The 14751-nt window shown below is 59.6% G+C and carries 11 protein-coding genes; 2 read left to right on the top strand and 9 right to left on the bottom strand.

The genetic code is table 11. The features are described 5' to 3' along the window. Positions 1-86: 86 nt before the first annotated feature. On the bottom strand, positions 87-932 hold the full coding sequence (locus ACB042_RS00965; protein ID WP_371177597.1) for an endonuclease/exonuclease/phosphatase family protein: 846 nt from the start codon (positions 930-932) through the stop codon (positions 87-89). 107 nt (positions 933-1039) lie between these two features. Here ACB042_RS00965 and ACB042_RS00960 point away from each other — a divergent pair, with 107 nt between their 5' ends. Beyond that, positions 1040-1264, top strand: coding sequence for a hypothetical protein (locus tag ACB042_RS00960; protein WP_005344394.1), 225 nt, complete (start codon positions 1040-1042; stop codon positions 1262-1264). Here the strand turns inward: ACB042_RS00960 and yciA are convergent, their stop codons facing one another. The 6 genes from yciA to ACB042_RS00930 form a co-directional block, all read right to left on the bottom strand. Next, positions 1265-1669, bottom strand: coding sequence for an acyl-CoA thioester hydrolase YciA (yciA, locus tag ACB042_RS00955; RefSeq protein WP_005337875.1), 405 nt, complete (start codon positions 1667-1669; stop codon positions 1265-1267). Positions 1670-1728: 59 nt separating this feature from the next. Beyond that, entirely contained in the window at positions 1729-2577 is an 849-nt protein-coding gene (locus ACB042_RS00950) for an NAD-dependent epimerase/dehydratase family protein (RefSeq protein ID WP_371177596.1), read from the bottom strand. Positions 2578-2837: 260 nt separating this feature from the next. Next, entirely contained in the window at positions 2838-3752 is a 915-nt protein-coding gene (locus ACB042_RS00945) for a hypothetical protein (RefSeq protein WP_371177595.1), read from the bottom strand. Positions 3753-4002: 250 nt separating this feature from the next. After that, positions 4003-7578, bottom strand: coding sequence for a pyruvate:ferredoxin (flavodoxin) oxidoreductase (gene nifJ / locus ACB042_RS00940; protein WP_371177594.1), 3576 nt, complete (start codon positions 7576-7578; stop codon positions 4003-4005). Beyond that, positions 7575-9221, bottom strand: coding sequence for an NAD(P)-binding protein (locus ACB042_RS00935; RefSeq protein WP_371177593.1), 1647 nt, complete (start codon positions 9219-9221; stop codon positions 7575-7577). Before ACB042_RS00935 ends, nifJ begins: the two co-directional genes overlap by 4 nt. Positions 9222-9397: 176 nt before the next feature. Then, the gene (locus ACB042_RS00930) at positions 9398-10150 is read right to left on the bottom strand and encodes an ABC transporter substrate-binding protein (RefSeq protein ID WP_021231119.1); all 753 of its coding nucleotides are present in this window, start codon (positions 10148-10150) and stop codon (positions 9398-9400) included. A gap of 77 nt (positions 10151-10227) precedes the next feature. Between ACB042_RS00930 and ACB042_RS00925 the strand changes: the two genes are divergently transcribed. Further along, positions 10228-12078: an MOSC N-terminal beta barrel domain-containing protein gene (locus ACB042_RS00925; protein ID WP_371177592.1), complete on the top strand. Its 1851-nt coding sequence runs from the start codon at positions 10228-10230 to the stop codon at positions 12076-12078. Between the two features lie 285 nt (positions 12079-12363). Here ACB042_RS00925 and ACB042_RS00920 read toward each other — a convergent pair whose 3' ends face one another. Both ACB042_RS00920 and ACB042_RS00915 read right to left on the bottom strand, forming a co-directional pair. Then, complete coding sequence (locus ACB042_RS00920) at positions 12364-13779, bottom strand: DASS family sodium-coupled anion symporter (RefSeq protein WP_371177591.1); 1416 nt, start codon at positions 13777-13779, stop codon at positions 12364-12366. A gap of 245 nt (positions 13780-14024) precedes the next feature. Then, positions 14025-14750 carry a MaoC family dehydratase gene (locus ACB042_RS00915; RefSeq protein WP_058059927.1) on the bottom strand — a complete coding sequence of 242 codons (726 nt, stop codon included), beginning with the start codon at positions 14748-14750 and terminating at the stop codon, positions 14025-14027. Between the last annotated feature and the right edge of the window lies 1 nt (position 14751).

The raw sequence follows: 14751 nt of genomic DNA, 5'->3' as shown, positions 1-14751 counted from the left end.
CCGAGCGGGTTGACCGCCAGAGCGTAAAAAATCCGGCGCCATCAGGCGCCGGATTTTTTTATGAGCGGAACTCGCACCATCTCTTGTCAGGGAGTCACAGACTGGGCGGCAAAGCGCGCAATGATGGGGTTGTGATCCGAACTGTCGGTCGCCGGTGAACTCACCTCAACCAGGTCCAGATTGCGGTAGTAGAGGTGATCCAGCGGGCGGCCGAAGGCGGTGCGGCGCAAGTCAGGCACCGGCACGGCCTCTTGCAGGCCCAGCTCGTCCACCAATTTGCTTAACCAGAACTGACGTTTGTCGCTCCAGGTGTTGAAATCACCGGCCAGAATAACCGGCCCCTGATGGCGGCGCACCAAGGCAGTCAAATCGTTGAGCTGCTCGCGGAAGGTAGCCATCCCCAGCTCGAAATTAACCGCATGGATATTGATGACCATCACGCCGTCAGGATCGCCCTGCAGCGGATAGAGGCTCACCAGCCCGGATTTGGGGATGCGCAGCAAAGGCTCGGGAGAGCGCACGCCACAGACGAACGCCTGCGGAGTCTTGGCCACCGTCATCACCCCGAACGACACGCCGCCCTGGGTGAAGGCTTGCAGCTGTTGCCACTGGAAATCACCGGCGCGCAGCCAGTCGAGCATCTCGGGACGAGTGGCCGACTCTTGCAGCAGCACCAGATCCTGCCCCTTGGCGTAACTGTCCATCCCTTCGCGCCAGTTCTTGCGCTGGCCCTTGTAGAGATTCCACACCGTCACCCCGAATTCACGGGGCAGCGCCGTGGTCGCCAACGCTACCAGCGGCGGACTCTGGCAGTCGAGTCCCGGCACAATCCCTTGAGCTGTGACCAGATGGTTCTGATCCGGCACCTCAAAACAACCTACCAACCCCAAGGTCAGCAGGGAGGTGCCAAGAATGCGATAACTATTTTTCATTGGCTAACAACCGCCCGCCTTTGCTTTTTGTTGCGACCATCACAAACGTCATCCACGCCGACTAAGCTGATAGTCCCTGTTCCACCCAACCAGAAGGACGCTGTCTCATGGCGAAAGAACTTCGGTACAACGTGACGTTTTATGATCAACAAGGAAATTGTCATCAAGTGGAGCTGTCCACCGTCTACCAGATAAGACGGGACCCTCAATGCGATCTCTGCCTGTTCGACACCCTGCAATATGTGGGCTCGGAAGAGATGCTGGAACGCATGATACGGCAAAAAACCGGGCTTGAGCAGGAAATATCCATCATCAATGCCCGGCTGATTTAATCAGGCACTCACCGGAACCGGGCGGGATTTGCCCTGCTCGTCGATGGCGACATAGGTGAAGATCCCCTCGGTCACACAGTAACGCTGGGCATCGTTTTCCCGCAGTACCGGCTTGACCCACACCTCCAGCTTGAGCTTCATGGAGCTGCGGCCGATCTTCATGCAGCGGCCGTAGCAGCAGACCACATCACCCACCTTGACCGGACTGTGGAAGGTCATGCCTTCGACGGATACGGTACAAATACGTCCTTTTGCCAGCTCCTTGGCCATAATGCCCCCACCTATATCCATCTGGGACATGATCCAGCCACCAAAGATGTCGCCATTGGGGTTGGTATCGGCTGGCATTGCCAGGGTTCTCAGCAACAACTCCCCATCGGGGTGACGTTTTGTATCTACCATCATTACCGCCTCTCTCTCATGGATGGCGGCATGATAGGGGGCGATCACCCCCTTGGCAAACCTCAATTGCCCGAGGCGGCAAGCTCGGCAAACCAGTGGGCCGGATCGGGCCAGCGATAGTTGAATCCCATCTGCTGGCAAATCAGCTGACCATCGATGGGCTGAAATTCACCGGCAGGCTCGATAAAGACCGGCGCGGGCAGCCCCTGCTGGCGCGCAGCAAAGGGGTAAAACTGCTCGCGGCGCGGATGCACAGGTGCGCTCAGGTTGAAAACATCCCCGTCCTTGCCCCGCTCCAGCAGCAACATACAAGCCGCCACCACATCGTCCAGATGGACCAGATTGACCGACTGAGCGCCGCCATCGAGAGTCTTGCCCGCAAGGAAACGGCCGGGATGGCGATCCGGGCCATAAAGGCCGGAGGGGCGCACTATCATCACCGCCTCGAAACCGGCCGCCAGCACCGCCTGCTCCGCTGCCAGCATCCGCTCGCCACGGGCATGGCGGGGTTGGGGTTCTTCCCCCTCCTGCTGCCCTGCGCCCCATACCGAGGTGGCGCTGACAAACAGCACCCGCCGGGTGCCGTGCGCTTTGGCCAACGCGCAGGCCTTTGCTACCGCTTGCGGGTAGTCATCGGTCTTGCTGGGTGGTACGCAGATCACCAGACTCTCGCAGGGGATGGGCCACTGCTTTTTTTGAGCAGAGACGGACATCTCGGCAGAGCCCATGTTGGCAGAGATGGTCAGCGGATGGGCGTTGATCCCCTCCCCCTGCAGACGGGCCGCCTTCTCGGTGCTGCTGACCGTGACAGCTACCTGCTTGCCTGCCGCCAGCAGGGCTCGCGCCAGCGGCAGCCCGAGCCACCCCGCCCCCAGAATACCGATCGTCCTGGCGATATCTTGTTCTGTCATCGTCCCTTCTCCTGCTTGACGCTATGTGCCCCGCAGCTTACCTGCCTTGGCAAGAAAAGGAAGCCTTAACCTGCGGATAAATAAATGCTGCCAAGACAACAACATATCATTACGTTAGGGACGTTATATTTTCTCAATGTTTTTTCTTGGCCAACCCCACAGAACGCTAGCCTTTCTTCATAACTAGCTATGGACACAGCACAATTTTCAACTTACCCAGCACTAATAAAAAATCTGACTATTTCATATTCACAACATTTTTATCTAGCTGAGACAGCATGTTCACACTCTGGACATGGGATGCTTTTTATTGTGTATGGCGCATCCTTTAACGCCACTTTGAATACATGGCGACACGCCTCACATAAAAACCACCTAGGATCAGACTCTTTTATATTTTTAGTTTTATTATCATAGCCAGAAGTCACATTCTTTTTCTGAGGTACTAAGACATCAATATGACTGGAAATTTTATTTTTCAACTTAGCCTCATCAATGCCTTTATTAATCCCCCTCACTCTTTCATCTAATTTTATTTTTAGTTCAGACTTCTTTGCATAGGCTTCTGGATTAGACAGCCATTTTTTATTGGCTACGTTTTCAACAATCAATTGCTTTAGAGCCTCTTTCGTCGTTGTATAAGTCACCTTAGATAAGTCAATTTCAATTGCATACATTTCATTCGCCCTAATCCATTTCAGTTTCTCATTATCCACAAAGTGTGTTACTGCAATTTCAATTAGATAAGGAGTTGAACCGTTATAGGCAATTATATCAGGTCTGATAACACTCAATTGTTGTTCTAACTTTACATGACTAAAGTTCATTAATGATTCTTCAGTTACCATACACGTTTCTTCATGAGAATTCCCAAGTTTATCCTTTTGGGTGACTGTTACTGATAGCTTGGGAAATTTTGAAACACCTTCTTCACTTAGAATTTGTTTGGCCATTAAATGAATTGATGTTTCAAAAGCTGACTCACACACCTTCGTTGTTTTAGTTGCATTGGATGGATCATGAGAAAAGTAATGTGAAACTTTTTGTCCTTTATTCGCCTGTAATTTCCCATGGCAAGATGGACATATACAACCACAAGCAAGCCCAGATTTCACTTCTGAAACCTCTACTAAAACACCGTTTCTCAAACCAAAAGGTATCTTATTATTAGACATTCTAAAATTAACCTCCATGTTGATAAGTTGCCATTTAAAACAAACAATTTTGCAGAATATTATCCTTTCATATGTTTTTCTCTGTGCCACCTCACATATTTGTGATATCTAAGATATATTGCAATCTAATAGTTACAAGATAATAGAGCAAACCTTGCTATAGAGTTGTTCTATCTAAAGACACCTCACGATTCTCGATACAAAAAAGCGGGCCATTGGCCCGCTTGGTTATATTTCACTCACTTCACCATCACACCGGCGGATGGAAATGGCTGGCCTCACGGGTGGCCATCTCCTCGTAGGTGGCCCACTTCTGCCACGCCACTTTTTGCGCCACCTGCATCAGCCGTTCGGCCTCCTCCGGATGGCTTTGGGCCAGCACCCGATAACGGGTCTCCTCTTGGCGATATGTGGCAAGGGGAATGGAGGGGCGCAAGCTGTCGAGGCTGAAGGGGTTCTGCCCCGATCTGCGCAATACCGGGTTGTAGCGCATCAGCGGCCAGTGACCAGAGGCCACGGCCCGTTTTTGCTGGGTCAGGCCAAACTCCATATCGATACCGTGGGCGATACAGTGGCTGTAGGCGATGATCAGCGACGGCCCCGGATAGGCCTCAGCCTCACGCAAGGCTTGTAGCGCCTGCTGCGGGTTGGCACCAAAGGCGATGCGGGCAACATAGACGTTGCCGTAGGAGATGGCCTGCAACGCCACATCCTTCTTGGCCAGCGTCTTGCCTCCCGCCGCGAACTTGGCGACGGCACCGAGCGGGGTCGATTTCGACATCTGGCCGCCAGTGTTGGAGTAGACCTCGGTATCCATCACCAGCACGTTCACATCGCGGCCGGAGGCGAGCACATGATCGAGCCCCGCCGAGCCGATGTCATAGGCCCAACCATCGCCGCCGATGATCCAGACCGAGCGGCGCACCAGCTGATCGATGAGTGACAGCAGCTCGCGGGCCTTGCCGGATTTCACCTCTTCCAGCCGCTCGCGCACTTGGGCCACTCGGCCCCGCTGGGCGCGGATCTCCGACTCCAGCCGCTGCGGGGCGTTGATAAGCGACTCGACCAATGCCTCACCCAACTCCCCCTTCATCGCTTCGAGGGCCGCCACCGCCTGACCGTGATGCTGGTCGGCGGTGAGACGAAAACCAAAGCCGAACTCGGCGTTGTCCTCGAACAGGGAGTTGGACCAGGCCGGCCCCTTCCCTTCCCCGTTCTTGGCCCACGGCGTGGTCGGCAGGTTGCCGCCGTAGATGGAGGAGCAACCGGTGGCGTTGGCCACCAGCATGCGATCGCCAAACAGCTGGGTCAGCAGCTTGAGATAGGGGGTCTCGCCACAGCCGGCGCAGGCACCGGAGAACTCGAACAGGGGTTCGAGGAACTGGGTGCCGCGCACCGTGGAGAAGTCCACCCGCTCGCGGGCAGGCCACGGCAGGCTCTCGAACCAGCGCAGCGCCTGTTTCTGGCCAGCCAAATGCGGCGCCTTGTCCATCATGGCGATGGCGCGCTCGCCTTCATGGCTCTCATCCGCTCCAGCCCGCACCGGACAGGCCTGCACGCACTGGCCGCAGCCGGTGCAATCTTCCGGATAGAGCTGCAAGGTGTAGCGACTGTCGGGGAAGCCCTTGGCGGTGACGGGCACCGACTGCGCCGCCTCGGGGGCGGTCGCCAGCCAGTCCTGATGGTAGAACTTGGCCCGCAGCGCCGCGTGGGGGCAAACAAAGACGCAGTTGCCGCACTGGATGCAGATATCCGAATGCCAAATCGGGATCTCGCGGGCGATATCCCGCTTCTCGAAGCGGCTGGTGGCAGTGGGGTAAGTGCCATCCACCGGCAGCATGGAGACGGGGATCAGATCGCCGCGCCCTGCCAGCATCTCGCCGGTGACCCGCTGGACAAACTCGCTGCCACCCGGCGCCAATGGCAGCGGATAGTCGCTGATCTGCTCCTCACCGGCCGGGATGGCCACCTGATGGAGGTGGGCCAGGGTGTCGTCCACCGCCGCGAAGTTACGCTCGACCACTTCGGGCCCCTTGCGGGCATAGCTCTTCTCAATGCTCTCCTTGATCAGCGCAATCGCCTCATCCCGCGGCAAGATGCCAGCCAACGCGAAGAAGCAGGTCTGCATGATGGTGTTGATGCGATTGCCCATACCGTTGCGCTCGGCCACCCGATCCCCATCGATGCAGTAGAGGCGGATATCGAGGGCGCGAATACGGGCACGCAGCCGCTCGGGCAGCTCGGCCCAGACCTGCTCAGGCTCATAGGGAGCATTGAGCAGCAGGGTCGCCCCTTCGGCGGCATGCTCCAGCAGATCGACCGACTCGACAAAGCCCCACTGGTGGCAACCGATAAAGCTCGCCTGCTCGATAAGCCAGGGGGCATCGATGGGCTCGGGGCCAAAGCGCAGGTGGGAGACGGTGCGCGAGCCCGACTTCTTGGAGTCGTAGACGAAGTAGCCCTGAGCGTGGAACCCCTCCAGCTCGCCGATGATCTTGATGCTGTTCTTGTTGGCGCCGACTGTGCCGTCGGCACCGAGGCCGAAGAAGAGCGCCCGCACCCGACTGGCGGGCTCCAGATCGCCTATGGGGTGCCATGCCAGACTGAGGCCCGACACATCATCGACAATCCCCACGGTAAAGCGGGGGCGCGGCGCATCGGATGCCAGCTCCTCGAACACCGCCGCGCACATGGCGGGGGTGAACTCTTTGGAAGAGAGGCCATAGCGACCGCCACTGAGCCAGGGCAGCCGCTTGATAAGGCCGCGCTGCAAGCCATCGATAAGGGCGCTCTGCACATCCAGCAGCAACGGCTCGCCACCGGCCCCCGGCTCCTTGGTGCGATCCAGCACCGCCATGCGCCGCACGCTCTGCGGTAGCGCATCAAGCAGCGCCTGTACCGGGAAGGGACGATAGAGGCGAATGACCATTACCCCGGTCTTGCGATCCTGCCGATTGAGCCAATCCACAGTGGTGCGGGCGGTGGCCGCTCCCGAGCCCATCAGCACGATGACATCGGTGGCATCGGGCGCGCCGTGATACTCCACCAGCCGGTAGTGGCGGCCGGTCAGCTCGCCGAGGTTGTCCATGCACTGCTGCACCCGCGCCGGTACCGCCTCGTAGAAGGGGTTGACGCTCTCGCGGGACTGGAAATAGGTATCCGGGTTCTGGGCCGTGCCACGCATCACCGGATGATCCGGGTTGAGGGCCCGGGCACGGTGGGCCCGCACCCAGTCGTTGTCGATAAGGGCCCGGATCTCATCTTTGTGCAACGCGACTATCTTGTTCACCTCGTGGGAGGTACGGAACCCGTCGAAGAAGTGGATAAAGGGCACCCGGCACTGCAGGGTGACGCTGTGGGCGACCAAGGCCAAGTCCTGCGCCTCCTGCACCGAGCCGGAGGCGAGCATGGCAAAGCCGGTGCTGCGCGCCGCCATCACATCCTGATGGTCGCCAAAGATCGACAGCCCCTGCGCCGCGAGCGAACGGGCCGCCACATGGAACACCGCCGAAGTCAGTTCACCGGCGATCTTGTACATGTTGGGCAGCATCAGCATCAGCCCCTGACTGGCGGTGAAGGTGGTGGCGAGCGCCCCCGCCTGCAGGGCGCCGTGTACCGTGCCGGCCGCCCCCCCTTCACTCTGCATCTCCACCACAGTGGGAATGTTGCCCCACAGGTTGGTGTGCCCTTCTGCCGCCCAGGCATCGGCCAGTTCGGCCATGGTCGAGCTCGGGGTAATGGGGTAGATGGCACACACTTCACTCAGCTGGTACGCCACCCGGGCCGCGGCTTCGTTGCCGTCAACCATGATCAGTTCATGTTTCATTGGGACTCCTCCGGTTGGCGCAGCTCGATGGCGTGGCAGGGACACTGGTCGTGGCAGGCACCGCAGCCGGTGCAGCACTCGGCATCCACCTGATACCCCAGACCCGGCCCCAACTTGGCGATGGCCTGCTCGGGGCAGCTGCCATAGCAGCCGTCACACTCAAAGCAGTTGCCGCAGGAGTAGCAGCGCGCCGCCTCATAGCGGGCCGCGGTCTCGTCCAGCCCGCCGATGATCTCGCCAAAGTCGTCCCGCGCCGAGGGCGGTTTGACCGGCTGGCTGCTGGCGGGCGCATGGGTCTGGAACCAGAGCTGCAACTGCTCCGGCCCCACCAGCGGGTAGGAGAGCGGCTTGTGGTAGTGGCGACCGCGCAGCCAGGCATCCATATGGCGCGCCGCCTTCTTGCCGTGGCCGGTGGCAATGGTGACGGTGCGCTCGGAGGGCACCATGTCGCCACCGGCAAACAGACCCGGCACATCCGTCATCAGGTTCTCGCCAACCTGTACCACCCCCTCCTTGTTGACCCGCACGCCGGGAATGCTCTCCAGCACGCTCAAATCAACTTCCTGACCGAGCGCCAGAATAAGGGAATCCGCTTCGAGGGTTTCAAACTTGCCGGTGGGCACCGGTTTTCCCTCGGCATCCAGCGCCATCACCTCCACTTCGATGCTGGTGCTATCGAGCTGGCGGATAGTGCGCAGCCAGTTGATCTTGATCCCCTCCTCCTCGGCCTCATCGGCTTCGAAGGCGTGGGCCGGCATATGGTCGCGGTCGCGGCGGTAGATGATCATCGCCTCCTCGACCCCGAGGCGGCGGGCGGTACGGGCCGCGTCCATGGCGGTATTGCCGCCGCCGTAGATGGCCACCCGCCGTCCCAGTTTGGGCGGCGGCAAGCCTTTCTCTTCGGCCAGACTCGCCTGTTCGAGGAAACTCACCGCATCGAGGATCTTGCCCGCTTCCCGGGCCGGAATATCGACCCGCTTGGCCAGATGGGCGCCGATGGCCATAAAGACGGCGTCAAAGCTCCCCTCATCGCGCTCGCGCAGCACATCCTCCACCTTGTGGTTGAGGGTCAGGGTCACCCCGGCCGCCACGATGCGGGCTACCTCCCGATCCAGCACATCGCGGGGCAGACGGTAAGCGGGAATACCGAAGCGCAGCATGCCGCCCGCCAGCGGCCCCGCCTCGCGGATCTCCACCTGATGACCGAGTCGGTTGAGGTGCCAGGCGCAGGAGAGGCCGGAGGGACCGGCACCGATCACCAGCACCTTCTTGCCGCTGGCAGGGGCAGGTGGCGCAGGCAGCCAGCCACGGGCCAGCGCCTCGTCGCCGAGGAAGCGTTCGATGGCGTGGATGGAGACAGATTCATCCACCTGCCCGCGGTTGCAGGCGCTCTCGCAGGGGTGATAGCAGACCCGACCATGAATGGCGGGCAAGGGGTTCTCTTCGATCAGGGTCTGCCAAGCCGCCTCAAAACGGCCGGCCTGCGCCAAAGAGAGCCAGGCCTGGATATTTTCTCCGGCCGGGCAGGCGTGATTGCAGGGTGGCAGGGCCGGCCGCCAGACGGGTAGCCGGGTACGCACCGGGCCTGTTCCCGTTTTCAGGGAGAGATCCGGCAATGGGGTCATGTCCAGTTGTTTGCTCATACATTGCTTTCTTCTTTTTGTGTGACAGGCCCCACCCGATGGCGCTTGATACCGTGTAGCCGAAGCGGACGGTGGCCGGATGGGGAAGAAGCGAAAGCGTTAGAAACTGGGAACTGAGTCGATAATGGCCGTTTTTTTGTACTGATTAGCGAATCAGGATCAAAAAATGTTGCACTTTATGGTTCATAGAGACCAGAACGTGACTCAAGTAACATCTTCTCCAGCTGACCGCTGGCTTTCAGTTTGGCGAGCCCCCGATTGAAGGTTTTGATCAGCTCGTCAGCGTTGGCACGCTTGCGGCTGATCAGCAGGTGGCCTTCAACTTTCATCACGGGTTTTGAATGGGTTGCAAAGAGATCGACCGTGCTGGCCGGGTAGAACTGACGCAGGGAGTAGTAGCCGACATCGATGTTCTCCAGGGTCAGGTCGGCGCGGCCGGAGAGCAGCAGATCGAAGCTCTGGCGCAGCCGGGTGACGAACTGCACCTGCAGCGGCACCTGCGCGATGGCTGCAAAAAAATCTGCATTGTAGGTATAGCCACTGACCGCAGCCAGCTTGCGATCCGCCAGATCCTGATAGCCACGCCATTCCAGCGGATCGGACTTGAGATAGAACCAGACGTAGGTTTCGCTCAGGATGGGATCGCTATAGAGATGGGTTTTGCGCCGCTCGCTCGACTCATACCAGTGGACTGTGCCATCCACCACCCCCTCCTCCGACAAGCGAAAGGCCCGCTTCCAGGGAAGAAACTGGAACTTGACGCTCACCCCTTCACTCCTGAATGCCTCGCTCACCACATGAGGGATAAGCCCCTGATATTTCAGCGTCTCGGAGCAGTAAGGGGGATACTCTCCCGTGGTCAGGGTCAGCTCCTGCGCCCAGAGCCCGTGGCAAAAAAGGCTCCCCGCCAGCAACCAGCTTATTTTCATCCCGATGCCCTCTTGTTCTGTTTTCCCAACTATAGACCGCCCCCTTGAAAGGATTGCCGGATCGCCGGGGAACCGTTATGTTCCATTTTTTCCAGGCGATCACGCCGCGTCACAAGGATATGAAGATGCCCAGGCTAGACAGCATTCACCTCTACCCCATCAAATCGACTGCAGGTATGCCGCTGGCTCGCGCCCGGGTGACCGAAGAGGGACTGGCAGGGGATCGCCGCTACATGGTGGTGAAACCGGACGGCACCTTTATCACCGCCCGTACCCATCCCCAGCTGCAACAGGTCGTGGCCACCCCCATCGAAGGAGGCTTGCAACTGCGCTATCCGGGCTTTGAACCGCTCACCCTGCAAGAGGTCGACTTCAGCCGTGCCCCGCAAGCTACCGGAGTCTGGAGCGACCGCTTCACCGCCCTGCACACCGACCCCAAAGCCGATGGATGGCTAAGCCGGGTGGCAGGGGAGACGGTGCAACTGCTCTGGCTGGGTGAAACCTCGGATCGTTTTCGCGAAAAGACCGGCACCCGGGTCAGCTTTGCCGACGGTTATCCGCTGCTGCTGATAAGCCAGGCCTCTCTGGAGGATCTCAATCTGCGCTCCGATGCGCTGCACCAGATGAGCCAGTTCCGCACCAATCTGGTGGCAAGCAATACCCAGCCCTTCGAGGAGGACAGCTGGGTGCGTATCCGCATCGGCGAAGTGGAATTTAAAGTGGTCAAGCCCTGCAGCCGCTGCATCATGACCACGGTGGAAGCAGGCACCGATCGCTTCAACGCCCTGAAAGAGCCGCTGGCCACCCTCACCCGCTACCGCCGTGGCGAGGATGGTGAGGTCTACTTCGGCCAGAACCTGATCGCCCTGAACGAGGGGTGGATTGAGGCTGGCAGCGAGATCGAGGTACTAGAGCGCACCCGTCCGGTGGTCTATCCCGCCGCCGCACCGAAGAAGCGGGAGCTGGTCTGCGTGGCCCGTGAACCGCTGGCGCGGGATCTGGAGACCTTCTGGTTCGAAGCAGCCGATGGCGAACCTCTGCCCGACTACCTGCCGGGCCAGCATCTGCCCATCAGTCTCGATATCAAAAATGAACGGATCCTGCGGCGCTATACCCTGAGCTCCACACCAGATCACCCGGAGCGTTACGGCATCAGCGTCAAAAAGGTGGAGGGTGGCCGCATCTCCCACTGGCTGCACCAGCAGTTGCAGGTGGGTGATCGGCTGCTGGCCGCCAACCCCGCCGGCGAGTTTCATATGGGCCACGAGCGCAACCTCCTGTTGCTCTCCGCAGGCTCCGGCGTCACCCCCATGCTGGCGATAGCCCGCACCCTGGCGCTACGCGGGGAGCTGGAAGAGGTTCACTTTATGCACCTGTGCCGCAGCGAAGCGAACATTCCCGCCGCCAGCGAACTGCATGCCATGGCGCAACAGGGGATGACCCTCACCCTGATCCTGAGCCAGCCGGACAATCACTGGCAGGGGCTGCAAGGGCGGCTCAATGATGAGCATCTGCAACTGGTCAAAGGGCTGGCCGAAAAAGAGGTCTTTATCTGCGGCCCCCACGGCTTTATGGCCGATACTGCCGCCAAAGTTGCGGCCCTCGGCGTTCCGGCCGCGCGGATCAGACAGGAGAGTTTTGGCGGCGCCATTCTCTCGGTGGCCCGCCCCCATCAGGCGGTACAACTGCATATCGGCGCCCAAGCCTTTACCGGCAACAATCAGGGCACAGTGCTGGATCAGGCCAACAAGCAAGGTGTAGAGCTGCCATGGAGCTGCCGCGCCGGCATCTGCGGCAGTTGCAAACAGACGCTGATCTCGGGCGAGGTGGATCACCCCGATGCCCCCGCCATCACCGCCGCCGAGCGGGCGGAGGGCAAGATCCTTGCCTGCTGCGCCGTGCCGCTCACTGACCTTGAAATCCTATGATCGGGTGATCGAGCCGCATTAACTCACGCCCCCCCAGATGACCGGGGAATGGTCTTACATGCCATCAATCAGGATTACGCCTGATTGCACTTCGACTTAGAACAGCATTTCTGTCAGCCGAGATGCACAAATAAAAATCCGAAGCCATTTCAACCGACTTCGGATTTTTTCACATTGGGGAATTAGAGCATGACCAATGCACGGTTAGGCGCTCGACGAGTTCTTCCCTCTATTGGCTCGGCAAACGGACACCTCTCCACGGATAGTGATGGCTCCCCGTCACGCTCAGATCAATCCCCAGGCGGCAATCTGGTAGATCCATACCATCGCCAACAGGGTACCGACCAACCCCATGATGATGCCGATGCGCACCATCTGGTGACTCTCCACCAGACCGGTGGCGTGGGCCAGCGCATTGGGGGGAGTACTGATGGGCAACGACATCCCGAGCGAAACCGAAATGGTGACCGCCAGGATCAGGGTGTGACTGCCACCCCACTCGGCCAGCTCCGGCATGCTGACCGCCAGTGCTGCCACCAGTGGCAGCAGCAGGTTGGCGGTCGCGGTGTTGGACATGAAGTTGGCCATCACCACCGCCAGCAGGCAGGCGCCGACCAGCACCGCCAGCGTAGAGTACTCGTGGAACGGAATATGGGTGATGAGCCGCTCGGCCAGACCTGAGTCCTCCAGCGCCAACCCCAACGCGATACCGCCCGAGACCAGCCAGAGCACGTCGAGGGAGATCTTGTGCAGATCGTCCTTGGTGATGATGCCGGTGGTCAGGAACACCGCCACCGGGATCATGGCGACCACGTAGGAGCTCATGCCGTGCAGATCCCCCAGTAGCCAGAGCACTATGGTGGTGATAAAAGTGAGGTAGACCACCCAGGCGCGAGGGGTCTGCATAAAGCGCCCCTCAATCTTGAGATCCATCCGCTTGAGGGTGCTCGGGAAGAAGCGCCCCAGCAGAAACCAACCTAGCAGCAACAGCAATACCACAAAGGGCACCGCAAATCCCATCCACTGACCGAACGAGATGGCATGCTCGCCGGTCAGGTATTTGAGGGCCACCGCGTTGGGCGGAGTGCCGATGGGAGTGCCGATCCCGCCGAGGTTGGCCGCCAGCGGAATGGCCAGCACAAAGCCGATTTTGGCCGGGTCCTTGTCGGGGAACGCCGCCAGCACTGGGGTAAGGATGGCCAGCATCATGGCGGTGGTGGCGGTATTGCTCATGAACATGGAGAAGGTGGCGGTGATCAACATCAGCCCCAGCATGACGATCCGGGGATCCTGACCAAACGGGCGCAGCAACACCCGCGCCAGATTGACGTCCAGATGGTATTTGGTCGCCGCAATAGCGAGGAAAAAACCGCCGAGAAACAGCATGATGACCGGCGAGGCAAACGTCGCCATCACCTCGGTGGACTTGAGCAGCTCACCAAAGCCCGGTTCAGCCTTGTCGGCAGTCATGAACCAGAGCCCCTTGTCGGAGAGCAACAGCAGCTCCAGCACGATGATCAGCACCGAGGTGGCGAAGATGGGGATGGGCTCCAGGATCCAGCAGAGGGCGGCCAGCACGAAAATGGCCACGACCCGCTGCTCGATGACGGTGATCCCCTCGAGCGGGATCCATTGGGTCGGGATCAGCAGGATGGTGAGGCTCAGCAGCAGTGGCAGAATAATCTTGTTATTGATGGGCACTATTGTCTCCAGGATCGGGAGTAAGAAGCCAATAGTGGCATAACATGCTATCGCCTCACGCGGCCAACTCACCAAAATGAGAGCTGGCTAACTGCACGGCGCACCGTTTTGTGAGTCATATCAAGCTGGGGTCGGCTCGCTATGGCTGACGCCTCAACCCTTGCAACAAACAGGCAAAAAAACGGGCCCGCTGTTCGTTGCACACGACAGCGGGCCCGTTTCACCATTCATGCCGATGAGGGGGCTCAGAAGTAGATGCGGGTCACCGACTCGATGACGCAACCCGGGCGGCGGATCCCTTCGATCTCAACCTTGATCTCTTTGAGCAGCTCCAGCCCACCCTTGATGGGGGTGACCCGGGCCAGCTTGGTGCGGGCGCGGATGTTGCTGTCCACCTTGATGGGGTACGGGAAACGTACCTGATCCAGCCCGAAGTTCACCACCATGCGGGCGGTCGGGAACTCGGGGGTGGCCTCATCGACCGAGCCGGTCAACTGCGGCAGCAGCGCCAGGGTCAGGAATCCGTGGGCGATGGTGGTCTTGAAAGGCGACTCGGCGGCCGCGCGCTCCGGATCGGTGTGGATCCACTGATGATCCCCGGTCACGGCAGCAAACTGATCGATCATCTGTTGACTGACGTGCAGCCACTCGCCGACATGGGTCTCTTCACCGATGCGGGCCTGCAGGGCGGCATAGAGCTCGGCCGCCTCGGCCCCCAGCTCAACAGCGGGTTCCTGAGCCACGGCAGGCTGACCGTTGGCTACTTGTGCCACGGTTGCTGCATCCTGTTGCTGCTCGCTCTGGGGCTCGGCTTGCAAGTCCAGTACACGCCCCAGCAAAGGGTGAAGATGTGCCTTTTGCTGAAACTCACGCCAGTAGTCGCGGATCGCCGGAGAGAGCCAATCCTTGAGCTCAAAGGGGTGCTGCGCCAGAATTTCGCGCTTGCGCTTCAGAAAATCGACAACTTTCATC

It is taken from the genome of Aeromonas sp. S13(2024) (assembly GCF_041402405.1).
Classification (GTDB): Bacteria; Pseudomonadota; Gammaproteobacteria; order Enterobacterales; family Aeromonadaceae; genus Aeromonas; species Aeromonas veronii.
This window is presented reverse-complemented; position numbering and strand designations above follow the sequence as displayed.